The organism is Terrabacter sp. 2TAF16, from assembly GCF_052115065.1.
GTDB lineage: Bacteria > Actinomycetota > Actinomycetes > Actinomycetales > Dermatophilaceae > Terrabacter.
Map to the genome: position 1 here is coordinate 304816 of NZ_JBFRFZ010000005.1, position 22703 is coordinate 327518.

21 protein-coding genes are annotated in these 22703 nt (G+C 71.7%); 6 read left to right on the forward strand and 15 right to left on the reverse strand.

Annotated features, from left to right (window positions below; all coding sequences use genetic code 11):
* Positions 1 to 41: 41 nt before the first annotated feature.
* From AB4Z14_RS08640 to smc, 5 genes are all read right to left on the reverse strand, one after another.
* The gene (locus AB4Z14_RS08640) at positions 42 to 380 is read right to left on the reverse strand and encodes a P-II family nitrogen regulator (RefSeq protein ID WP_020142775.1); all 339 of its coding nucleotides are present in this window, start codon (positions 378 to 380) and stop codon (positions 42 to 44) included.
* Positions 377 to 1837 carry an ammonium transporter gene (locus tag AB4Z14_RS08645; protein WP_056824579.1) on the reverse strand — a complete coding sequence of 487 codons (1461 nt, stop codon included), beginning with the start codon at positions 1835 to 1837 and terminating at the stop codon, positions 377 to 379. Before AB4Z14_RS08645 ends, AB4Z14_RS08640 begins: the two co-directional genes overlap by 4 nt.
* A gap of 201 nt (positions 1838 to 2038) precedes the next feature.
* Positions 2039 to 3247, reverse strand: a complete 1209-nt coding sequence (gene ftsY / locus AB4Z14_RS08650) for a signal recognition particle-docking protein FtsY (protein ID WP_442274850.1) — start codon at positions 3245 to 3247, stop codon at positions 2039 to 2041.
* A 132-nt stretch (positions 3248 to 3379) separates the two neighbouring features.
* Positions 3380 to 3562, reverse strand: a complete 183-nt coding sequence (locus AB4Z14_RS08655) for a hypothetical protein (protein WP_020142778.1) — start codon at positions 3560 to 3562, stop codon at positions 3380 to 3382.
* A gap of 263 nt (positions 3563 to 3825) precedes the next feature.
* A complete protein-coding gene (smc, locus tag AB4Z14_RS08660) occupies positions 3826 to 7404 on the reverse strand; it encodes a chromosome segregation protein SMC (protein WP_442274851.1) in 3579 nt (1192 codons plus the stop codon).
* Positions 7405 to 7523: 119 nt separating this feature from the next.
* On the opposite strand from smc, the gene AB4Z14_RS08665 reads away from it, so the two are divergent.
* Complete coding sequence (locus AB4Z14_RS08665; RefSeq protein ID WP_442274852.1) at positions 7524 to 8174, forward strand: MSMEG_1061 family FMN-dependent PPOX-type flavoprotein; 651 nt, start codon at positions 7524 to 7526, stop codon at positions 8172 to 8174.
* A gap of 37 nt (positions 8175 to 8211) precedes the next feature.
* Here AB4Z14_RS08665 and AB4Z14_RS08670 read toward each other — a convergent pair whose 3' ends face one another.
* Together AB4Z14_RS08670 and AB4Z14_RS08675 are read right to left on the reverse strand one after the other, a co-directional pair.
* Positions 8212 to 8514 carry a chorismate mutase gene (locus tag AB4Z14_RS08670; RefSeq protein ID WP_056770093.1) on the reverse strand — a complete coding sequence of 101 codons (303 nt, stop codon included), beginning with the start codon at positions 8512 to 8514 and terminating at the stop codon, positions 8212 to 8214.
* A gap of 18 nt (positions 8515 to 8532) precedes the next feature.
* Positions 8533 to 8850, reverse strand: a complete 318-nt coding sequence (locus AB4Z14_RS08675; protein WP_256792479.1) for an acylphosphatase — start codon at positions 8848 to 8850, stop codon at positions 8533 to 8535.
* A 108-nt stretch (positions 8851 to 8958) separates the two neighbouring features.
* On the opposite strand from AB4Z14_RS08675, the gene AB4Z14_RS08680 reads away from it, so the two are divergent.
* Both AB4Z14_RS08680 and AB4Z14_RS08685 read left to right on the forward strand, forming a co-directional pair.
* On the forward strand, positions 8959 to 10950 hold the full coding sequence (locus AB4Z14_RS08680; protein ID WP_442274853.1) for an acyltransferase family protein: 1992 nt from the start codon (positions 8959 to 8961) through the stop codon (positions 10948 to 10950).
* Complete coding sequence (locus AB4Z14_RS08685) at positions 10947 to 11864, forward strand: DUF1932 domain-containing protein (protein WP_442274854.1); 918 nt, start codon at positions 10947 to 10949, stop codon at positions 11862 to 11864. The genes AB4Z14_RS08680 and AB4Z14_RS08685 overlap by 4 nt, the downstream gene beginning before the upstream one ends.
* A gap of 146 nt (positions 11865 to 12010) precedes the next feature.
* Here AB4Z14_RS08685 and AB4Z14_RS08690 read toward each other — a convergent pair whose 3' ends face one another.
* From AB4Z14_RS08690 to AB4Z14_RS08700, 3 genes are read right to left on the reverse strand one after another with little or no spacing between them, the layout of a single operon-like run.
* Positions 12011 to 12880 carry an MOSC domain-containing protein gene (locus AB4Z14_RS08690; protein ID WP_442274855.1) on the reverse strand — a complete coding sequence of 290 codons (870 nt, stop codon included), beginning with the start codon at positions 12878 to 12880 and terminating at the stop codon, positions 12011 to 12013.
* A complete protein-coding gene (locus AB4Z14_RS08695) occupies positions 12865 to 14790 on the reverse strand; it encodes a M3 family metallopeptidase (RefSeq protein ID WP_442274856.1) in 1926 nt (641 codons plus the stop codon). Before AB4Z14_RS08695 ends, AB4Z14_RS08690 begins: the two co-directional genes overlap by 16 nt.
* Positions 14791 to 14831: 41 nt before the next feature.
* Positions 14832 to 16127 (reverse strand): hydroxyacid-oxoacid transhydrogenase, encoded by a 1296-nt coding sequence (locus tag AB4Z14_RS08700; RefSeq protein WP_442274857.1) that lies wholly within the window; start codon positions 16125 to 16127, stop codon positions 14832 to 14834.
* Between the two features lie 22 nt (positions 16128 to 16149).
* Between AB4Z14_RS08700 and AB4Z14_RS08705 the strand changes: the two genes are divergently transcribed.
* From AB4Z14_RS08705 to AB4Z14_RS08715, 3 genes are read left to right on the forward strand one after another with little or no spacing between them, the layout of a single operon-like run.
* A complete protein-coding gene (locus tag AB4Z14_RS08705) occupies positions 16150 to 17424 on the forward strand; it encodes an NAD(P)/FAD-dependent oxidoreductase (protein ID WP_442274858.1) in 1275 nt (424 codons plus the stop codon).
* Between the two features lie 60 nt (positions 17425 to 17484).
* Positions 17485 to 19242, forward strand: a complete 1758-nt coding sequence (locus AB4Z14_RS08710; protein WP_442274859.1) for a sodium:solute symporter family protein — start codon at positions 17485 to 17487, stop codon at positions 19240 to 19242.
* Between the two features lie 13 nt (positions 19243 to 19255).
* Entirely contained in the window at positions 19256 to 19588 is a 333-nt protein-coding gene (locus AB4Z14_RS08715) for a hypothetical protein (protein ID WP_020142790.1), read from the forward strand.
* Between the two features lie 70 nt (positions 19589 to 19658).
* On the opposite strand, the gene mutM is transcribed toward AB4Z14_RS08715, so the two are convergent.
* The 5 genes from mutM to coaD form a co-directional block, all read right to left on the reverse strand.
* Positions 19659 to 20519: a bifunctional DNA-formamidopyrimidine glycosylase/DNA-(apurinic or apyrimidinic site) lyase gene (gene mutM / locus AB4Z14_RS08720; protein WP_442274860.1), complete on the reverse strand. Its 861-nt coding sequence runs from the start codon at positions 20517 to 20519 to the stop codon at positions 19659 to 19661.
* 7 nt (positions 20520 to 20526) lie between these two features.
* Positions 20527 to 21270 carry a ribonuclease III gene (rnc, locus tag AB4Z14_RS08725; protein ID WP_442274861.1) on the reverse strand — a complete coding sequence of 248 codons (744 nt, stop codon included), beginning with the start codon at positions 21268 to 21270 and terminating at the stop codon, positions 20527 to 20529.
* Between the two features lie 52 nt (positions 21271 to 21322).
* Positions 21323 to 21517, reverse strand: a complete 195-nt coding sequence (rpmF, locus tag AB4Z14_RS08730) for a 50S ribosomal protein L32 (RefSeq protein ID WP_020142793.1) — start codon at positions 21515 to 21517, stop codon at positions 21323 to 21325.
* Position 21518: 1 nt separating this feature from the next.
* Positions 21519 to 22094: a YceD family protein gene (locus AB4Z14_RS08735; RefSeq protein WP_056770124.1), complete on the reverse strand. Its 576-nt coding sequence runs from the start codon at positions 22092 to 22094 to the stop codon at positions 21519 to 21521.
* An 89-nt stretch (positions 22095 to 22183) separates the two neighbouring features.
* The gene (gene coaD / locus AB4Z14_RS08740; RefSeq protein WP_442274862.1) at positions 22184 to 22684 is read right to left on the reverse strand and encodes a pantetheine-phosphate adenylyltransferase; all 501 of its coding nucleotides are present in this window, start codon (positions 22682 to 22684) and stop codon (positions 22184 to 22186) included.
* Positions 22685 to 22703 lie beyond the last annotated feature (19 nt).

The window sequence follows — 22703 nt, forward strand, 5'->3', positions numbered from 1 at the left end:
CGTGTGGTGTTTCTTCGGTGCTGCGGGTGGACCGTCGACGCTCAGAGAGCGTCGACGCCCCGCTCGCCGGTGCGGACCCGCACGACCTCCTCGACCGGGACGGACCAGATCTTGCCGTCACCGATGCGACCGGTCTGGGCCGCCTTGAGGATGACCTCGAGGACGTCCGCGGAGTCGACGTCGTCGACGAGGACCTCGAGGCGCACCTTCGGCACGAAGTCGACGGTGTACTCGGCGCCGCGGTAGACCTCGCTGTGGCCGCGCTGGCGGCCGTAGCCGCTGGCCTCGCTGATGGTCATGCCGGCCACCCCGAAGGCCTCCAGGGCCTCCTTCACCTCGTCGAGCTGGTGGGGCTTGATGATGGCGGTGATGAGCTTCATGCGGAGGCCTCTTCCTTGGGCGCCTTCTCGGCGGACGGGGCGGGTGCGGTGGCGGTGTGGCCGGCGACGACACCGGTCCGGGATCCACCGAAGGAACCGAAGTCGTACCCGGTCTCGGCGTGCTGGGCGAGGTCGATACCGCTGGTCTCCTCCTCCGGCGTCACCCGGAAGCCGATCGTCTTGTGGAGGGCGAGACCGATGAGGTAGGTGACCACGAAGGAGAACACCAGGACGGCCAGCGCACCCTCGAGCTGGGCGACGAGCTGCGAGCCGCCACCGCCGTAGAAGAGTCCCTCGTTGACGTCGAGCCCGGCAGCACCGGTGGGGCTGCCCTTGGTGGCGAGGAAGCCGATGAGCAGGGTGCCGATGAGACCACCGACGAGGTGGACGCCGACGACGTCGAGGCTGTCGTCGAAGCCGAGCTTGAACTTCAGGCCGACCGCGAGCGCACAGCCGACACCGGCGACGAGACCCACGATGAGGGCACCGATGGGCGAGACCGTGGCGCAGGCCGGGGTGATGGCGACGAGGCCGGCGACGACACCGGAGGCCGCGCCGAGCGAGGTCGCGTGACCGTCGCGGAGCTTCTCCGTGAGGAGCCAACCGAGCATGGCGGTCGCGGTCGCGGCGAGGGTGTTGACCCAGACGCCGGCAGCCTGGACACCGGCGCCGAGCGCCGAGCCGGCGTTGAAGCCGAACCAGCCGAACCAGAGGATGCCCGCGCCGATCATGACGAGCGTCAGGTTGTGGGGACGCATCGGGTCACGCTTGAAACCGATGCGCTTGCCGAGGACGAGCGCGAGGGCGAGGCCCGCCGCACCGGCGTTGATGTGGATGGCCGTGCCGCCGGCGAAGTCGTAGGCACCGGCGCCGCCGAGGAAGAGGCCGTCGGCCTTGTTGGCGATCCAGCCGCCCGTCTCGGCCGCGTAGCCGCTGAAGGCGAACACCCAGTGGGCCGCGGGGAAGTAGACGAGGGTGGCCCAGACGACCGTGAAGATCGTCCACGTGCTGAACTTCGCACGGTCGGCGATGGCACCCGAGACGAGGGCCACGGCGATGATCGCGAAGACGACCTGGAAGGCGACGAAGGCGGTCGCGGGGATGCCGCCGGCCGCTGCCGTGCCCGCCGCGGCGTCAGCCGGGACGTAGCCGTAGATCTGGTCGATGACGCCACTCAGGCCGAAGTGCGTGAAGGGGTTGCCCATGAGGCCACCCCCGATGTCGGGGCCGAACGTCTGGCTGTAGCCCCAGAGGATCCACACCGTGCCGACCGTGCCCATCGTGATGAACGACATCATCATCATGTTGAGGACGCTCTTGGTGCGAACCATGCCGCCGTAGAAGAGGGCGAGACCGGGGGTCATGAACAGGACCAGTGCGGCCGCTGCCAGGACCCACGCGGTGTTCCCGCTGTCGGTGAACGGCGCGTCTGCCGTCACGAAGGTAAGTGCGCTCATGGCGAGAACGATGGACGGGCCGAATTTCGGGTGACCGCGTCGTTTGTTACAGCCGTGTCAACAACCGGTGGGGGTTGTTAGCGGATGGTTTCCCGCACCGTGGGCGTCCAGATCGTGGACTCCCCCGTTCGTCCACCGGACGCCGAGCACGTATGCCGTCCGGCACACGTGCTCGGCGTCGTGGGCCGGGAGCGCGCGTCGTCACATGACGATGGCGTCGACGAAGGCCTCGGGGTCGAAGGGGGCGAGGTCGTCGGGGCCCTCGCCGAGGCCGACGAGCTTGACCGGCACACCGAGCTGGCGCTGGACCGCGACGACGATGCCGCCCTTGGCGGTGCCGTCGAGCTTGGTCAGGACGATGCCCGTGACGTCGACCGCCTCGGAGAAGACCTTGGCCTGCTGGAGACCGTTCTGCCCGGTCGTCGCGTCGAGGACGAGGAGCACCTCGTCGATGGGGCTCTGCTTCTCGATGACGCGCTTGACCTTGCCGAGCTCGTCCATGAGGCCGACCTTGTTGTGGAGGCGGCCGGCGGTGTCGATGATGACGACGTCGACCTCCTCCTCGATACCGGCTTTGACGGCGTCGAAGGCGACGGCCGCAGGGTCGGCGCCGTCCTTGTCGGACCGCACGGTGGCGACCCCGACGCGGGCCCCCCACGTCTCGAGCTGGTCGGCGGCTGCGGCACGGAAGGTGTCGGCCGCACCGAGCAGGACCTCACGGTCCTCGGCGACGAGGACGCGCGCCAGCTTGCCGACCGTCGTCGTCTTGCCGGTGCCGTTGACGCCCACGACGAGGATGACGGCGGGGCGCTCGCCGATGCGGCTGCTCGCGATGCGGCGGTCCATGTCGGGCTGGACGAGGGCGAGCAGGTCGTCGCGGAGCCAGCCCCGCACCGTGGCCTCGTCGGTGGTGCCGTCGATCTTGACGCGGGTGCGCAGCGAGTCGACGAGCTCGGTCGTGGCCTCGACGCCGAGGTCGGAGGAGATGAGGGTGTCCTCGACCTCTTCCCAGGCCTCCTCGTCGAGCTTGCCACGGGAGAGCAGCGCGAGCAGTCCCTGGCCGATGGAGGAGTTGGACCTGGCCAGACGGGCCCGCAGGCGCTGCAGGCGACCCCGTGCGGACTCCGGTCGCTCGAGGGTCGGCTCGGGGGCCGGCGTCGGCGCCGTGGGAGCCTCCGGCTCGAGCGTCGTGGTCGCGGGCGGGCCTGCGGGCGGAGCGACGGTGTCGGTCGAGTCGGCGGGCGGCCGGCGGTCGAGGTCCTCGCCGGGCAGCACCGGACGGGTCGGCGGGGCCTCGCGCTCGACGGTGCGGCCGCGGCCGCGCACGAGGCTGACGCCGTAGGCGACCGCGCCGACGAGGATGGCGACGCCGATGATGACGTATGTCCAGACAGTGTCCACGTCAGCCATCCAACCACGCTGGCGTGGAGGTCCCGGACGCCGCGATCACGACCTCGATCACGGCCCCGGGCACCCCGGGACGCGGCTCGGCCACCGGCAGTGGCCGGTGGCCGAGGAGGGTGGGCAGGCGGTCGGGCGCGACTAGTGCGTGCGGGCGCGCGGACGACCGAGGGTGCCTGCACGGCGACGTGCCGAGCGTGCGACCCCTTCCCCCTTGGCGGTGAGCAGGTCCCGGCCGCCGCGGTGCGCAGGCACCGCGACGACGCCGACGACCGCCACAGCAAGCACGGTGACGACGAGCATCGAGATGACCAGGTAAACCATGTGACAAGAGTGACGCATGTGACCCCTGTGACGCAAATAGCACAGAGTGACGATTCCGCAACACGACAGCCCTGCCTCTTCCGAGGTTTCGCGCGCTCGTGCGTGGAGCGCGCGATCCGGCCCACAGGCGCGGGAAGGATCACCCGCCTGGGGCGCGTTTCGCGCGCTCAGGTCACGAGCGCGCGAAACATGGAGGCACGCGGACATGGAAGGGCGGGAGCGCTGCGCCCTTGCCGGCGGGCTGGGGGGCGTATGCCGTCGGGTCAGGCGGTTCGGTCGGCGACGTCGCGCAGTCGCTGCGACACGACGGTCGTCACGCCGTCGCCGCGCATGCTGACGCCGTAGAGGGCGTCGGCGATCTCCATCGTCTTCTTCTGGTGGGTGATGACGATGAGCTGCGAGCTGTCGCGCAGCTCCTCGAAAAGGGTGATGAGGCGGCCGAGGTTGGCGTCGTCGAGGGCGGCCTCGACCTCGTCCATGATGTAGAAGGGCGAGGGCCGGGCCTTGAAGATGGCGACGAGCAGCGCCACGGCCACGAGCGAGCGCTCACCACCGGAGAGCAGCGAGAGCCGCTTGATCTTCTTACCGGGCGGGCGAGCCTCGACCTCGAGACCCGTCGTCAGCATGTTGGACGGGTCGGTGAGGACGAGACGCCCTTCGCCACCCGGGAAGAGTCGCTGGAAGACGCGCTCGAACTGGACCGCGGTGTCCTCGAAGGCCTCGGCGAAGACGCGCTCGACGCGCTCGTCGACCTCCTTGACGATGTCGAGCAGGTCACGCTTGGAGTTCTTGAGGTCCTCGAGCTGCTCGGTGAGGAACTTGTGCCGCTCCTCGAGCGCCGTGAACTCCTCGAGCGCGAGCGGGTTGATGCGACCCAGGGCGTTCAGCTTGCGCTCGGCCTGGCGCAGCCGCTTCTCCTGCGCCTCGCGGACGAACGGGACCGGATCGGGCTGGGGCGCGTCCGGATCGGCGTCGGGGTCGGGCACGGCCGGGACGAGCTGGTGCGGGCCGTACTCCTCCACGAGGTCGGACGGCGAGATGCCGAGCTCCTCGACGGCCTTCGTCTCGAGCTGCTCGATGCGCAGCCGCTGCTGGGTGCGGGCGACCTCGTCGCGGTGGACCGTGTCGGTGAGCTCGCGCAGCTCGGCCTGCAGGGTCGCGATGTCACGGCGCACGACGGCGAGCTCGGCGTCCCGCTCGGTGCGCTCGGCCTCCCCAGCGGCGCGGGCGCGACCCGCCTGCTCGGCCGACTCGGCGAGCAGCTCGTGCGCCCAGGCCGCGGCCGTGCGGACGGCCCCGGCCACGGCGGCCTCGCGCTGGCGTCGGGCCCGCTTCTCGGCGAGGCGCTGACGGGCTTCCTCCTCGTGGCGGGCGCCGCGCTCGAGCGCGTCGGCGCGGTCCTTGAGGGCGCGCGCACGCTCCTCGCGGGTGCGCAGCGCCAGACGCAGCTCGGTCTCGGCGGCACGGGCCTCGCGGGCCACTGCCTCGAGGCGGTCGCGCTCCTCGGTCGACGGCTCGTCGGCGAAGTCACCCTCACCGCTCGCCGCCTCGAGCCGCTCGAGGAGGGCGGCGTGCTCGGTCTGGTCGGCCTCGAGGGCCGCGGTCGCGTCCGCGATCGCCTTCTCGGTGCGCTCCACCTCGGAGCGCGCGGCCCGCAGGGTCTGACCGAGCGAGCCGAGCTTCTCGGCGATCGCCGCCATCCTGGCGTCGCTCTCGTTGAGGCGCTCGAGCGCGGCCTCGACGGCGTCGGCGAGCTCGGCGCGCGTCGCGTCGGCGCCCGAGACGCGGAAGCGGGCCTCCTCGCCCTCGCGGGTGGCCCGCGCCATCGCGTCCTGGGCGTCGTCGAACGCGGCCTGCAGCTCGAGCAGGCTGGGCGCCGTCGTGCTGCCACCGCGGACCGCACCGGGGGCGTAGACGTCGCCGCCGCGGGTCACGGCCGTGACTCCGGGGTGGCTGCGAACGAGCGTGCGGGCGGCCGCGCCGTCGGGCACGAGGGCGACGCGCTCGAGCACCTGCTCCACGGCCGGGCGCACGGAGTCGGGGCACTCGACGACGTCGCGGACCCAGCGGGCGTCGCCTGTCAGAGCCGGCCATGACGAGGGGTCGACGCGGGTCGCGGACTCCGCGACGAGAAGGCTGGCGCGGCCGTTGTCGCCGTCACGCAGCGCGTCCAGGGCCGCCGCAGCGGCATCGAGCGAACCGACGGCCAAGGCCTCGGCAGCCGTCCCGAGGGCGGCGGCCACGGCGTTCTCGAGCCCGGGCTCGACGGTGACGAGCGACGCGACGGAGCCGAGGATGCGGTGGCCCTCGTCGGCGGCGGCGAGCAGGGCAGCCGCGCCGTCCTTGCGGCTCAGGCTGAGACCGAGGGCCTCGACCCGGGCGGCGGCCGTGGTGCGGGCGCTCTCGGCGGTCGCCTCGGCCTCCTTCCAGCGGGCGAGCTCGGCCTCGGCGGCGTCGAGGCGCGCGGCAGCCTCCTCGTAGGCCGTGTCGAGCCCCTCCTCGCCCTCCTCGTCCTGGGCGACGCTGGACTCGAGACGGGAGAACTCGTGCTCGGCCTCGGCGGCGCGGGCCTGGGCGGCCTCGATGGTGCCGCGCAGGCGTCCGACCTCGGCCTCGCGGGCCTCGATGCGCGAGGCCTTGGCGCCGACCTGGCCGCCGAGCTTGGCCAGGCCCTCGCGACGGTCCGCCGCGGCCCGGGCCTCGCGCTGCAGGCGGGTGGTCTCCTCGGCATGACCGCGCTCGGCCTCGGTGCGGGTCAGGACGGCGTTCTCGAGGGCGGCCTTGGCCTCGGCGATCTCCTCGAGGAGGAACGCCTCCTGCTCGCGGACGTCGGCGGCCTGGGCGCGCAGCTGCTCGGGGTCGCGGCTCTGGCCGGGGGCCTCGGGCTCGTCGTCCTCGCTCAGCAGCCGCACGCGCTCGGCGGCGAGGGACCGGGTCGAGGCCATCCGCTCGACGAGCCGGCCGAGCGAGACGTACTCGTCCTGGGCCCGGGTCAGGGCCGGACGAGCGGCCTCGGCGGCCTCCTCGAGGGTGGAGAGGCGGTGGCCGAGGTCGCCGATGGACGCCTCGACCTCGGAGCGGCGCTCGATCAGGGCGGACTCGTCGGCGACCTCCTGCTCGAGGGTCGACGTCAGCTGGACGAGGTCGTCGGCGACGAGGCGCAGGCGCGCGTCGCGGGCGTCGGTCTGGATGACGGCCGCCCTGCGGGCGGTCTCGGCCTGGCGCCCGAGCGGACCGAGCTGTCGACGGATCTCACCGGTGAGGTCCTGGACCCGGGTGAGGTTGGCCTCCATCGTGTCGAGCTTGCGGAGCGCGCGCTCCTTGCGCTTGCGGTGCTTGAGGACGCCCGCGGCCTCCTCGATGAACCCGCGGCGCTCCTCGGGGGTCGCGCGCAGCACGGTGTCCAGCTGGCCCTGGCCGACGATGACGTGCATCTCGCGGCCGATGCCGCTGTCGGAGAGCAGCTCCTGCACGTCGAGCAGGCGGCACGGGGTGCCGTTGATGGCGTACTCCGAGCCACCGTTGCGGAACATCGTGCGGGCGATCGTCACCTCGGTGTAGTCGATCGGGAGCGCGCCGTCGGTGTTGTCGATGGTCAGGGCCACCTCGGCGCGACCGAGCGGCGCCCGCCCCGACGTGCCGGCGAAGATGACGTCCTCCATCTTGCCGCCGCGCAGCGACTTGGCGCCCTGCTCTCCCATGACCCAGGCGAGCGCGTCGACGACGTTGCTCTTGCCGGAGCCGTTGGGGCCGACGATGCAGGTGATGCCGGGCTCGAGACGCAGGTGGGTCGCCGAGGCGAAGGACTTGAAGCCCTTCAGGGTGAGGCTCTTGACGTACACGACCCGAGAAATCCTTTGTCCAGCCAGCCAGCGATCCCGGTCAGCGTACTAGTCGTGGGGCCGTGCTCCGGGGAGGTGAGCGCCTGCGCGTGCTGGGACGGACGGCATACCGTGGTCGGGTGGAGGTAGAGGAGCGCGCAACGCACGACGAACACACGGTCACGACCCTCGAGCGGCTGCTCGAGGTCTACCCCACGGCGCCGGCGGCCAACAGCCTCGCCAAGGAGTCGGCGACCATCACGCCGAGCCAGGCGCGGATCATCGAGGCGGCGCCCTTCGTCGTCGTCGCCACCGTCGGTGACGGCGGCCTCGACCAGTCGCCGCGTGGCGACCGTCCCGGCTTCGTCGTCGTGCGCGACGAGCGCACGCTCGTCATCCCCGACCGCCGCGGCAACAACCGCCTCGACACCCTGCGCAACGTCGTCGCCGACCCGCGGGTGGGCCTGATCTTCCTCGTGCCGGGCCTCGGCGAGGAGCTCCGTGTGCGCGGCACCGCGGTCGTCTCGACGGACCCGGACGAGCTGGCCTGCCACGAGGTCAAGGGCGTGCTGCCGGCCTCGGTGCTCGTCGTGACCGTCGAGCGCGTCTACTTCCAGTGCGCGCGGGCGATCAAGCGAAGCCGCCTGTGGGACAGCGCGTCACAGGTGGACCCGAAGACCCTGCCGACGGCGGGGGCGATGACGCGTGAGGCCGGCGGGTTCGCCTCCGACGACGAGGCCGCGGCCTATGACGCGGCCCTCGACGCGCGCCAGGACGCGACCCTCTACTGAGGGCACCGGGGCTGCGCGGCGCCTTCCGGTACGACGCCTACGAGTCGCCGTTCGCGATGCGCTCGTGGTGGTGGATGACCTCGGCGATGATGAAGCCCAGGAACGCCTCGGCGAACACCGGGTCGAGGCCCGCGCTGTCGGCGAGCGCCCGCAGCCGCGCGATCTGGCGCTCCTCGCGCTGCGGGTCTGCCGCGGGTAGGTGCTCCTCGGCCTTGAGCCGGCCGACCTGCTGGGTGCACTTGAAGCGCTCCGCGAGCAGGTGGACGAGCGCGGCGTCGATGTTGTCGATGCTGCTGCGCAGCCGAGCGAGCTCGGCGGGGACCTCGGGCACGTCGCTCACCCGGCCAGCCTAGGCGGGTCAGCGTTCGACGAACCCGGAGATTCCGTCCCTCGGAACGCCCTGCTGCACGACCACGCTCTCGACGTGTCCCGGTCGTCTGGTCGTCGAGGGAGACTCGCGCAGCAGCGCCTCGAGCGCGTCGACGTCCTCACGGCGGCCTTGGGCGACGACCTCGACGCGGCCGTCGGCGGTGTTGCGGGCGTGACCGTCCAGACCGAGCTCGAGCGCCCGGGCTCGGGTCCACCAGCGGAACCCCACGCCCTGCACCTGCCCGCGCACGAACATCGTCACGCGCACGGGCGCGCCGGCCCCCTCGGCATCCTGCTCGTCAGCCACCCCGACACGGTATGCCGCGTGGCGCCGCAACGGGAGCCCCACGCGTACCTATGCTCACAACAGGCACGGCGGTGACTCCACTCACCGCGGCCCACGGAAGGAGCGACGTTGACGACGTCGGCGATTTCACGGGCGGCTGGCACGGGTCAGACCGCCGACACGGCCACGGGGGCCACCCCCCGATCGGGGCGTGCTCCGTCGGGACGCCCCGCTCGGATCGAGGGCCTGGACGGGCTGCGGGCCCTCGCCATCGTCGGGGTCCTCGTCTACCACCTCAACGCCTCGTGGCTGCCGGGCGGCTTCCTCGGCGTCGACGTCTTCTTCGTCGTCTCGGGCTTCCTCATCACGACGCTGCTCGTCCGCGAGCACCACCGCACCGGCCGGATCGCGCTCTCGCAGTTCTGGGTGCGACGCGCGCGCCGGCTCGTGCCCGCCCTGGTCCTCTGCGTCGTGACGAGCGTGCTCATCGCACGGGCCGTCAGCCAGGACCTCCTCGTCGACATCGGCCGGCAGATCGTCGGGGCCCTGACCTTCTCGACGAACTGGGCGGAGATCACGGCTGGCACGAGCTACTTCGGCCAGACCGCGCCGCAGCTGTTCATGAACTTCTGGTCGCTGGCCGTCGAGGAGCAGTTCTACCTGCTCTGGCCGCTCGTGACCCTCGCCCTGCTCGCGGTGTCGAGCCGGGTTCGCGTCGGGGTGGCGGTGGCCGTCGGGGTGGGCTCGTCACTGCTCATGGCCCTGCTCTTCACGCCGGGCACCGACGCCACGCGCGTCTACTACGGCACCGACACCCACGTCGTGGGGCTCATGGCGGGAGCCGCTCTCGCCTTCGCCTGGGCCAGCCCGCAGCTCGCGCTGTGGGTGGCGCCCTCGCGGTGGGGTCGCTTCGGGTCGTATGCCGTCCCGCTGGCCCTCGTGGTCCTGCTCGCCGAGATGGTCCTCCTCGACGAGCAGTCCACCGTGACCTTCCGCGGCGGGATCGTGCTCGCGTCGCTCGCGACGGCGGTCCTCGTCATGGGTGTCATCGAGCGACGCCCCGACCGGGTCACCGGCGTGCAGCGGGTCATGCGGCACCCCGTCGCGGGCTGGGTGGGCGCCCGGTCCTACTCCATCTACCTCTGGCACTGGCCCGTCATCCTGCTCGTGGCGCTCGACAACCCGTCGGCGCCCGGCACCACGTCGCACCTGTTGACGCGGCTGTGGTGCGTGCTCGTGACGTTCGCGCTCGCCGACCTCACGTTCCGCTTCGTCGAGACGCCGTTCCGCACCCTCGGCTTCCGGGGCGTGGCGACGCGGCTGCGCGGGCAGGTCTCGAGCCTGACCCGACGCACCAAGCAGGTCGTCGGCGCGGGCGTCGCCGCCCTGGCCGTCGTGACGGCGGTCATCGTGCTCACCGCCCCCGACCAGAGCGAGACCGCGCGCATGCTCGCCGCCAACGAGGCGGCCGCCGACGCCATGGCGAGCCACTCCCCCGCGACCGCGGCGCCCGGTTCGGCGGCGTCGCATCCCGTCGCGACGACCGGTGCGAGCCCGTCCTCGTCGGGAGCGGCGTCCGCCGCCCAGGCCTCGTTCACGATGCCCTCCGGGCCCGAGATCGACGCGTACGGCGACTCGATCATGGTCGGCAGCCTCCAGGCGCTGCGCTACTACTTCCCGGGCATCCGCATCGACGCGAAGTCCAACCGTCGCTGGTCCGACGGTCTCGCCGAGGTCTCCGCGCGCGGTGACGGCAACCGGCGCGCGATCATCCTCGCCTTCGGCACCAACGCCGGCGTCGACGAGGACCGCGTCAAGCAGGTGCTCGACGTGCTCGGCTCCGGCCGCATGGTCGTGCTGGTCAACATCATGGGACCGTTCGCCCGCGTCGACACCGACAACGCGACGCTCGACCTCATCGCCCGCGGGCGGCCCAACGTCATCGTGGCCGACTGGGCCGACGCCATCCGGGCCCACCCCGAGCAGGTCCAGTCCGACCGCATCCACCCGACGATCAAGGGTGCGCACCTCTTCTCCAAGACGGTGCGACAGGCCATGGCCGACCTGTCGCAGCGCAGCACCGGCAAGGCGGTCGTGCTCAAGGACCTCCCGATCCCGTGAGCGTCGGGCCGGCGCGCGGACCCTCCACGACGGGGGAGCTCCTACCGGGAGCCCGCACCGTGCGGACCATCGCCATCGTCTCGCCGGGGGCCATGGGGGCGGCCCTGGGGCGTGCCTGGGCGGCCGGGGGCACCAGGGTCGTCGCGACCGTGCGAGGACGCAGCGACCGCACGGCCGCCCTGGCCACCGGCCTGGAGCTGCTGCCCGACCTCGAGGAGGTCGTCGCGGCCGTCGACCTCGTCGTCAGCATCTGCCCTCCCGCAGCTGCCGACGCAGTGCTCCGATCCGTCATCGACGCGGCCAGGGTGACCGGTTCGACACCGCTGCTCCTCGACGCCAACGCCGTGTCGCCCGACCGGGTCTCCGGCCTCGCGGACCGGGCGGCCGCCGAGGGCCTCGACCTCGTCGACGGGTCCGTCAGCGGCGGTCCGCCGGAGCCGGACGGCGACACGATGCTCTACCTCGCCGGCGCCCGCGCGGCCGAGGTGGCTCGGGTCCCGGCCGTCGGGCTGCGACGGAGCATCGTCGGCGACCGCGTCGGCCAGGCCTCGGCCGTGAAGATGTGCACGGCGTCCGTCTACAAGGGCACGACGGCCGTCTGGGCGCAGGCCCTCCAGACGGCCGAGGCGCTCGGGGTGCTCGCGCCGGTCCTCGACGACCTCGCCGAGGAGCTCCCCGCCCAGGTCGAGGGCGCCGCCCGACGGGTCGCCGTGGCTGCGGCCAAGAGCGGGCGCTTCGTCGACGAGATGGAGAGCATCGCGGCCACCCAGCGCTCGGCCGGCGTCTCGCCCGAGCTCTTCGAGGGGATGGCCGCGGTCTATCGCCGGCTGTCAGCCACGCCGCTGGCGGCCCTCAGCCCCGAGGAGGCACGCGGCCTCACCGACCTGCGCGAGGTCCTGTCCCGACTCACCTGACGCCTCGCGCCCCGGCTGGTCGTGCGTGAGATCGCGCAGCTCGGGTGGCTGATGCACCACCACCGCGCGATCTCGCGCCCGATCTCGCGCCCGATCTCGCGCCCGATCTCGCGCCACGCCGCTCGGCTCGGCTCGGCCCAGCTCGGTCAGGCCGGCTCGACGGGGTCGCCGACCCGTAGCAGGGCATCGTCGGCAAGGGGCAGCTCCGGCGTGAGTCGGATGCCGAACCACGTGGCACCGTCCCACTTCCGGTGTCGGGCGAGGGTGCGGATCGGCTCCTTCCCGGTGCGCAGGTCTCCGCGGTCGACCGTCGTCATGACGCAGCGGTCGCACACCATCGTCGCGCGGAACGGCACGTCCCCGACGCGGACCGTCGTCCAGGCGTCCTCGGCGAACGGGTTGCTCCCGGAGACGACGACGTTGGGCCGGAAACGGTCGTGCCCCAAGGGATCTCGCGGCCCCTCGCCACGCTCGGCCGCCGTCTCGAGCAGCCAGTCGTTGAGCCGCGCGAGGGACGACTCCGACGTGACGTGGAGGGGTGCGGCGTCGGAGAGCGAGTTCCGGTCGCCGTCCGTGCCACCCATGTCCGGACGGATGGGCCGGTGCGTCTCGTCGTCCTGCCACACGAGCCGGAGCGGGCGTCCGACCCGGGCGGTCAGCCACGCATCGGCGTCGGCGCCGGCGGGGAGCGCGTGGTCCTGCCCGGAGAACGCGACGGGAACCGGCGCGGCTCCCCGGGGCGGGCCGAGCTCGAGCGCGTCCGCGCCGGGTGCGACGAGGCGCACTCCCCCGCCGTCGAGCGGCTCGGCCCTCAGGCCGAGGAGCGCGTGCTCCTCGCGCGCCGTGACCTTGGTGCCCTCCGGATCGACGACCGCCCAGCGCCGGTCGCCGTGCAGCCCGCGGGTCTCGACGACCGCCTCGTCGACCGGGACCCCGGCGAGCGACTTGACGGGGTAGACCGTCAGCGCCGTGACGTGCAGGCCGTCAGGCCCCGCCGCGGTCACTCCGCGAGCCACGCGGCATACGCGTCGAACGTGTAGGGACGGCCGAGGAAGTCCTCGACGAGGTCGGCCGCGTCGCGTCGCCCGCCCTGCGCGAGAACCTTGTCCCGGTAGGCGCCGGCGACCTCGGGGTCGAACAGGTCGCCCTTGTCGAAGGCCGAGAACATGTCCTTGGCGATGACGAGCGACCACATGTACGTGTAGTACGCCGAGCTGTAGCCGTCGAGGTGACCGAAGTGGCACTGCATGTGCGTGCCGTCGAGGTACGGGAACACCGAGTAGCGCTCCATGAGCTCGCGCAGGCGGGCCGTGAGGTCGTCGGTCTCGTTGACGTGGAAGTCATAGGAGAGCGCGGCGTAGAACATCTGCGTCCGGGCGTCGTAGCCCTTGCCGAAGTCGTCGGCCCGGCGCATCGCCTCGACGAGGTCGGCGGGGATGGTCTCGCCGTCGGCGTTTCGGGCGAAGGTGGCCAGCACGTCGGCGTCCCAAGCCCATTCCTCGAGCATCTGGCTCGGGGCCTCGACGAAGTCCCACTCGGTCGCGACGCCCGAGAAGCGCACCCACTCGGTGCGGCCGGCGAGCACGTGGTGCACGAGGTGGCCGAACTCGTGGAAGAGGGTGACGACCTCGTCGTGCTCCATGAGGCCGCGGTTGAAGTTGCAGACGAGCACGCCCTCGGCGAGCTGTGTGCCGTCGACACCGCGCGCGAGGTCGAACTGGGCCGCGTGCTTGTACTTCCCGTCGCGCGGGTGCAGGTCGAGGTGGATGCGGCCGATGCGCGCGCCGTGGAAGGAGACGTCGTAGGTCGCGACCTCCTCGTGCCACGTGCGGGCATCCTCGCGCGGCACCGGCGACCACTCGAGCCCGAAGAGCCGGCCCGTCACGTCGAGCAGCCCCTGGCGCACCGACTCGAACGGGAAGTACGTGCGCACGCGCTGCGCGTCGACGGCGAGGTCCTCCTTGCGGACGAGCTCGGCGTAGTAGGAGACGTCGGCCCCGTCGATGTCGGTGGCGTCGGGACGGTCCTGGCGCAGCCGCTCGAGCAGCACCGCCTTGTCGCGCTCGGCGCTCGTGGCCGACAGCTCGGTGATGCGGTCGACGAACTCGCCGATGGCGTCGCCACTGCCGATCATCTTGACCTCAGCGTCGTAGTCGGCCCAGGAGGCGTAGCCGAGGAGAGAGGCGTGCTCCCGGCGGACCGAGAAGATCTCCTGCAGGACGCGGTCGTTGGCCGGCCACGCGATGGTGAGGAACTCGGTGACGAGGTCCCGGCGGGCCTGCGCGTCGTGCGCGAAGGTCCGGAAGGGCACGACATCGGGGTAGTCGGTCGTCACGGTGACGAGGCCGTCGTCGCCGACCGGGTGCGCCTCGACCCAGTCCTGCGGCAGCCCCGCGAGCCGGTCGGGCGTCACCCGGATGCTGCGGACGTCCTCGCGGATGTTCTTGCTGAACTCCTGGCTGAGCAGGATTGCCCGCTCGCTCAGCGCACGAAGGCGGTCGCGGGTCTCCTCGTCGCGGTCGACACCCGAGCGACGGAAGTCACGCAGCGTCCGCTCGAGCACCCGCGTCGCGTCGGCGTCGAGGCCGCTCGCGTCGAGCCCCGCGAGGACGGCATACAGCTCGGTGTCGAGACCGAGGTCCGTGTCGAGCTTCTGCACCTGCTGGGCCACGGACTCGGCGCGCTCGCGCACGGTCGCATCCGGGTGCACCTCGGAGAAGAGCGACCCGACGGACGCGGCGTTCGACAGCGCCGTCTGTGCGTCGTTCCAGACCCGGAGCACCTCGAGCGGCTGCTTCGGCGGGTCGCTGCGCAGTCCCTCGACGAGGGACCGCGCCAGCGCGAGCTGCTGCTCGCCGCGGGCGCCGACCCAGTCGAGCCAGTCGCTGTCGAGGGGCAGGGGCAGGTGCGTGGGCTCCGTGGTCACAGACGGCACTGTATGCCGCCACCTGCCCCTCGCGTCGACCACTATTCCCAGAGCTGCATCGAGCGGGTCATGATGCCGGCCAGGTCGTCGGGTCCGACCTCGCGGGGGCTCGTCGCGAGCAGCCGCTGCTGCTTGAGCGAACCCTCCACCAAGGCGTCGACGTCCCGCTCGTCGTAGCCGACGGCCCGGAGGCCGTTCGGCATGTCGATGTCGCGCATGAGGTCGACGAGGACGCCGGGAAGCACGTCACGGGGCTCGGACTCCCAGCGGCTGCCGTGCGCCGGGTCGAGGAGCCGGGCCGCGGCGAGGTGCCGTTCGGGGTCGGACCCGAAGGTCCACCGGAACGCCTCGGGCGCCGTCAGCGCGACCGCCATGCCGTGCGGCACCATCGGCTCGTCGCTCGGGTAGCCGTCCGGGTGGAAGTCGCGCACCCGGCCGGCCACGGGGTACGCGTTGGCGTGCGGCACGTGGACGCCCGCGTTGCCGAACCCTAGGCCGGCGAACGTCGCCGCGAGCGCCATCTCGCCGCGGGCGGCCTCGTCGGAGCCGTCGCGAACCGCCGTCCGGAACGCCTTGGCCAGCAAGGACATCGACCGCTCCGACCACATGTCGGCGATCGGGTTGCTGCCGCAGTAGGGCACGCGCTCGCCGGGCTGCTTGCGCTCGTAGCTCGTGAACGGCCGGGCCGTCCAGCTCTCGAGGGCGTGGCAGAGGATGTCCATGCCGGCGCTTGCCGTCACCCCCGCGGGCTGGGTGGCCGTGAGTCGAGGATCGACGACGGCGAGGCTCGGCCGGAGCCGCACGTGGGAGATGCCCGTCTTGACCTTGAGCGAGAGCACGTCGAGGACGCAGATCGTCGTGCTCTCGGCTCCGGTCCCGGTCGTGGTGGGCACCGCGACGAGGGGCGCGAGCGGGCGGGTCGGTGCGCGACCGGCACCGACCGGCGCGTTGACGTAGTCCATGAGCTCCCCACCGTCGCTGAGGAGCAGGTCCACCGCCTTCGCGGTGTCGATGGCCGAGCCACCGCCGACGGCGACGTAGCCGTCGAACGGTCCGTCCGCTCGGGCCCGCTCGACTGCGACGAGGAGGCTCGCGTCGGTCGGCTCGACATGCGCCGAGTCGTGGACGACGACCTCGACCCCGAACCCGCGGATGCCGTCGGCGACGCGGTCGGGCCAGCCGGTCGCGAGCACGCCGGCATCGGTGACGACGAGCACCCGCGACACACCGAGCACCAGGAGGTCGTGCCCGATCTCGTCGGCCGCGCCGGCGCCGAACTTCAGCTGCGGGGCGCCGTAGGTGAAGACGGACTCGGGGTTCGCGGGAGACCACGTCATGGGCCCACCCTAGGGTGGACGCATGGCCACCGCCGCGACCGTCAGCACCCTCGTCGTAGGCGCCGGGCAGGCCGGCATCTCGCTCGTCACGGCCCTGCGCGAGCTCGGTGACACAGGGCCCGTCGTGCTCGTCGGCGCCGAGCCCGAGCCGCCCTACGAGCGCCCACCCCTGTCGAAGAGCTACCTGCGCGGCGAGCACGACCGCGGCTCCCTCGTCTTCCACGACGCCGCCTGGTTCGCCGACCTCGGGGTCGAGCTCGTCACCGGTGACCCCGTCGTGACGATCGGCCGGGACGCCTCCGGAGGGAGCGCCACGACGGCCTCGGGCCGGACCCTCACCTTCGAACGCCTCGCCCTGACGACGGGCGCGGTCAACCGCGGTCTGGGGGTCGAGGGCGCCGACCTCGACGGGGTCCACTCGGTGCGCACCCTCGCTGACGCCGACCGGCTGGCGCCTCGGCTCCGCGCCGCACGAGAGGTCGTCGTCGTCGGCGGTGGTTTCATCGGGCTCGAGATCGCCGCCGGCGCTCGGGCGCTCGGCAGCGACGTGAGCGTCGTCGAGGCGACCGACCGGCTCCTCGGGCGGGCCGTCACGCCGGTGCTGTCCGACGCCGTGCTCCAGGCCCACGAGCGCCGCGGCACCCGGATCCTGCTGCGATCCCATGCCGTCCGCCTGACCGGCGAGCACGGTCGCGTCACGAGCGTCCAGCTCGATGACGGCACCGAGCTGCCCGCCGACCTCGTGGTCGTCGGGATCGGAGCCGCACCCAGCACCGCCCTCGCCGCGCAGCTCGGCCTGCTCGTGGAACCTCGGGGCATCGTCGTCGACGAGTACGCACTCACCTCGGACGGGGTCACCGTCGCGGCCGGCGACTGCGCCGTCGGACCCAACCCGTTCGACCGCGGCGAGCCGGGCACGATGCGGCTGGAGAGCGTGCCGCACGCGACCGACCAGGCGCGGGCGGCAGCGGCGACCCTCGTCGGGCACCCGACGGCATACGACCGCGTGCCGTGGTTCTGGAGCGACCAGGGCGACCTGCGGCTCCAGATGGCGGGACTCCCGCACGGCGCGGACCGGACGGTCGTGCGGGGCGACGTCGCAGCCGAACGTTTCTCGCTGCTCAGCTACCGCGACGGGCTGCTCATCGCCGTCGAGTCGGTCGGCGTCCCGACCGACTACCTCGCCGTGAAACGAGCGCTCGAGAAGGGTATGACGATCGAAGCCGACAGCGCGGCGGACACCTCCGTCCCGCTCAAACGGCTCATCACGAGGGCACGCGGCACTCGCACATCCTGACTCGCCCGTCTTCAGTGGCTGCGCTAGCGTCGGTCGTCGCTCAACGAAGGGACTGAACGCATGCACGCACTGGCGGGTCTGCCCACGGCGGACGCCCTCATCAGCGCCAAACCGGTCGACTACGTCATCATCGCCCTCTACTTCGTCTTCGTCCTCGGCATCGGGGTCATGGCGAGGCGCGCGGTGTCCGACTCCATCGACTTCTTCCTCTCCGGCCGGTCGCTGCCGGCCTGGGTCACCGGCCTCGCCTTCATCTCGGCGAACCTCGGTGCCGTCGAGATCATGGGCATGTCGGCCAACGGTGCCGAGCTCGGCATCTCGACCGTGCACTACTTCTGGGTCGGCGCCATCCCCGCCATGCTCTTCCTCGGCGTCGTGATGATGCCCTTCTACTACGGCTCCAAGGTGCGCTCGGTCCCCGAGTTCATGTTCCGCCGCTTCGGCACCGGTGCCCACCTCGTCAACTCGATCAGCTTCGCCGTCGCGCAGCTGCTCATCGCCGGCGTCAACCTCTACCTGCTCGGCTCGATCGTGCACGCGCTGCTCGGCTGGCCGCTCTGGGTGGCGCTGCTCGTCGCCGCCGCGATCGTCCTGTCGTACATCACGCTCGGTGGCCTGTCGGCCGCGATCTACAACGAGGTGCTCCAGTTCTTCGTCATCGTGGCCGCCCTGCTGCCGCTGACCCTGATCGGCCTGCACCGCGTCGGCGGCTACCAGGGCCTCAAGGACAAGGTCACCCAGTTCGCCACGTCGGCTCCGGCGTCGGCGAGCGTCCCGTCGGCCGAGCAGCAGCTCCACTCGTGGCCGGGCCAGGCGCTCTCGGGCTTCGACTCGCCGTTCTGGTCGGTCGTCGGCATCGTCTTCGGCCTGGGCTTCGTCCTGTCCTTCGGCTACTGGACGACGAACTTCGTCGAGGTGCAGCGGGCCATGGCCTCCAACTCGATGTCAGCGGCTCGCAAGACACCCATCATCGGGTCGTTCGCCAAGATGTTCGTGCCCTTCATCGTCATCATCCCCGGCATGGTCGCCGCCGTGCTCGTCAAGGAGATCGGTGAGCTCAAGGCGGGCGGCACCCCACCGGGCGGGGCATCGGGCGAGGGCGTGAAGTACAACGACTCACTGCTCCTGCTCATGCGCGACATCCTGCCCAACGGGCTGCTCGGCGTCGCGATAGCGGGACTGCTCGCCGCGTTCATGGCCGGCATGGCCGCCAACATCTCGGCGTTCAACACCGTCTTCAGCTACGACCTGTGGCAGCGCTACATCCGCAAGGACCACAGCGACGACTACTATCTGCGCATCGGCCGTCTGGCCACGGTGGGAGCGACGGTCATCGCGATCTTCACGGCCACCATCGCCAGCTCCTTCAGCAACGTCATGGACTATCTCCAGTCGCTGTTCGGGTTCTTCAACGCACCACTGTTCGCGACCTTCATCCTCGGCATGTTCTGGAAGCGCATGACGGCAACCGCCGGGTGGGTCGGCCTGACGGCCGGCACGCTCTCGGCCGTGCTCGTCGCGTTCCTCAGCGAGGACGGCTTCGGGTCGGCGAGCCTCGGGGTCATCCCACTCAGCGGCCAGGGCGCCGCGTTCGTCGCGGCGTCCGCGGCGTTCGTCGTCGACATCGTGCTCAGCGTCGGCGTGTCGCTCGTGACCGAGCCCAAGCCGTCGTCCGAGCTGCGCGGTCTCGTCTACTCCGAGACGCCGAGAGAGGAGCTCGTCGACCCCCAGGAGCGCACGATGCCGTGGTTCCGCCGCACCCTTCCTCTGGCCGGCATCTCCCTCGGCCTCGTCATCATCCTCAACTTCTTGTTCTGACAGGAGCCTCGACATGAGTGACCAACACCGGCTCGACGCACCTGACCCGGACGGGACGCGGGGCGAGAAGCACACCGCGGGCGCCTTCGACATCCGCAACTTCATCGGCGCCCTGCTGGGGCTCTACGGCCTGATCCTCCTCGTCATGGGGATCTTCGGTGACCAGGCGCTGCAGAAGACCGGTGGCGTCAACGCCAACCTGTGGGCCGGCATCGTCCTGCTCCTCATGAGCGCGTTCTTCTTCGTCTGGGCGCGGATCAAGCCGATCGTCGTGCCCGAGCACGTCGAGCCCGTCGACGACGACCCGGTGCGTCCCGCGCCGAAGCGTCGCCCGACGGGGAGCTGACCGAACGGCACGGTCCGCCGACGGACCGACCTGACGAGAACGTCGCGGCCCGTCCCACCGTCCCCGACGGTCAGGACGGGCTTCGGCGTCTCGGGCGAGGCTGGCAGACGGGGCACGAGAAGGACGAGCGGTTCATGAACTGCTCGCGCCGCATGATCGTGCCGCAGCGGTCGCAGGGCGTGCCAGCGCGGCCGTACGCATGGAGCGACCGGTCGAAGTAGCCGCTCGCCCCGTTGACGTTGACGTAGAGCGAGTCGAAGCTCGTGCCGCCCTGGCCGAGCGCCTCCGCCATGACCTCGCGCGCCCGGTCGAGGACGGCGGAGAGCGTCGGCTTCGTCAGCGACGAGCACAGCCGCTCGCCGTGCACCTTGGCGCGCCAGAGCGCCTCGTCGGCGTAGATGTTGCCGATGCCGGACACGAGCGACTGGTCGAGCAGGGCCCGCTTGACCGCACTGTCGCGCTGCTTCATCCGCCGCACGACGGCCGCCTGGTCGTAGACCGGCTCGAAGGGGTCGGGAGCGATGTGGGCGACGGACTCGGGGATGCCGTCGGGACGCAGCGGCGACAGGGCGAGGCCGCCGAAGGTGCGTTGGTCGACGAAGCGCAGCTGCGGCCCGCCGTCGGCGAAGTCGAAGCGGGCGTGGCAGTGCTTCTCGAGCGGAGCGTCAGCGGGCTCGACGAGCATCTGCCCGCTCATCCCGAGGTGCACGATGAGCGCGTCCTCGCCGTCGAGGGCGAGCCAGAGGTACTTGCCGCGACGCGAGGCCGCGGTGACGGTCACGTCGTGCAGTCGCGCCGCGAGGTCCTCCGGCCCGGCGTCGTGACGACGCGCGACGCGGACGCCCGTGATCCGGGCACGCGTGACGTGGCGACCGACGACGTGGTCGGCGAGGCCGCGGCGGACGACCTCGACCTCGGGCAGCTCCGGCACGCGCGGCTCAGGCCTGTGTCTGGCCCGCGGCCGCCGATGCCACGGAGGCGCTGCGACGACCGTCGAGCGCGTGCCAGGCCTCCTTGGCGGCCTTCTGCTCGGCCTCCTTCTTCGAGCGGCCGCGACCCTCGCCGAGGACCTCCTCGCCGACGACGACGCGGGCGTGGAACTCCTTCTCGTGGTCGGGCCCCTGCTCGCTGACGCGGTACTCGGGCGAGCCGAGGGCCGAGCCGGCCGCCATCTCCTGCAGGCTCGTCTTCCAGTCGAGACCGGCGCCGAGCGTGGCGGCCTCCTCGATCAGGGGATCGAAGTGGTGGTGCACGAAGCGCGCGGCGAAGTCGATGTCGGTCGACAGGAACACGGTGCCGATGAGGGCCTCGAGCGTGTCGGCCAGGATCGAGGCCTTGTCGCGGCCACCGGTGGCCTCCTCACCCTTGCCGAGCATGACGTACTGCCCGAGGTCGAAGACCCGGGCGACGTCGGCAAGCGCCCGCATGTTGACGACGGCGGCGCGCAGCTTGGCGAGCTGCCCCTCCGCGAGGTCGGGGTGCTCACGATAGAGCGACTCGGTGACGACGAGGCCCAGGACGGAGTCTCCGAGGAACTCGAGGCGCTCGTTGTTGGGCAGGCCACCGTTCTCGTAGGCGTACGACCGGTGCGTCAGGGCACGCAGCAGCAGCGGCTCGTCGATGTCCTGGCCGACCACCTCACGGAGGTGGGCGATCAGAGCATCGACGGGCCGCTGCGGCACCGCCGGAACACCCCCAGCACCAAGGCTGCTCACGGGGCTGCTCACGGGGTGATCAGGCCTGGTGCTCGGTGCGCTCGGCAGCGGCGTAGTGACGGCCCTTGTACGTGCCACACGAGGGGCACGCGATGTGCGGCTGGGTCGCCGCACCGCACTGGGGGCACGTGGTGAGCGTCGTCGGCGTTGCCTTCCAGTTCGCGCGACGCGAACGGGTGTTGGAGCGCGACATCTTCCGCTTCGGGACAGCCACGTCAGTTCCTCTTCTCTTGCGGGTCGTTCCCCAGCAGTCCGCTGAGGGACGACCACCTCGGGTCGATCACTTCATGATGATGGTCCGGGTCCTCCGCGAGGTGCATCCCACACTCGGAACACAACCCCGGGCAGTCAGGCCGACACACCGGTTGGAACGGCAGCGTCGGCACGACAGCGTCCCGGAGCACGGGCTCGAGGTCGATGAGGTCACCGACCAGCTCGTGCACCTCGTCCTCGTCCGAGTCGGCTCCCACCTCGTGGTGGTGCGCCGCCCGGTCGGCGTAGGCGAACAGCTCCTGGAAGGTCCCCTCGACATCGAGCTCGAGAGGATCCAGGCACCGCACGCAGGCGCCGGTCGCCGTGCCACTGGCCGAACCCGTGACGAGGACACCTTCGACGACGGACTCGAGGCGCACCTCGACCTGGACCGGCTGACCGGTCTGGATCGAGATGACGTCGGTTCCGAGGTCGTCGGGCAACGTCACCGTGCGCGAGATCTCGTGCATCGTTCCCGGTCGCCGAACAAGCTCTCTGGTGTCGAGCACCAGAGGAGAACGGGGATCGGGACGGTCCATGACTCCTGCGCACAGTTGAGGATTCGGCCCGCGCCAAGACGGACGTGGACCGACCTCCAAGGCTACTAGAGGCGCGCCGTGCGCCCAAATCAGCCCGAACGCTCCCCCAGCCGCTCGGTCAGCGCCGCCAGGACCGGGTCCGGCACGAGGCCGCTGACGTCGCCGCCGTAGCGCGCGACCTCCTTGATGAGCGAGCTCGAGACGTGCTGGAGCGTGGGGTCGGCAGCGATGAAGAGCGTCTCGACGCCGGTGAGGTGGTGGTTCATGTGCGCCATCGGCAGCTCGTAGGCGAAGTCGGTGCCGCCCCGTAGCCCCTTGACCATCGTCGCCGCTCCGACCTCGCGACACACGTCGACGACCAGGGTGCCGGCCCAGGCGCCGATCCGGACGTTGGGCAGGTGGCCGACGGACTGCTCGATGAGGGCGGTGCGCTCTTCGATGTCGAACGTGCCGTGCTTGCTCGGGTTGTGCAGGATCGCGACGACGACCTCGTCGAACAACCTGCTGGCCCGGGTCACCACGTCGACGTGACCGTTGGTGATCGGGTCGTAGGAGCCGGGGCAGACACAGCGGCGCGCTTCGCTCGTCACGCGGCCCAACCTACCGTCC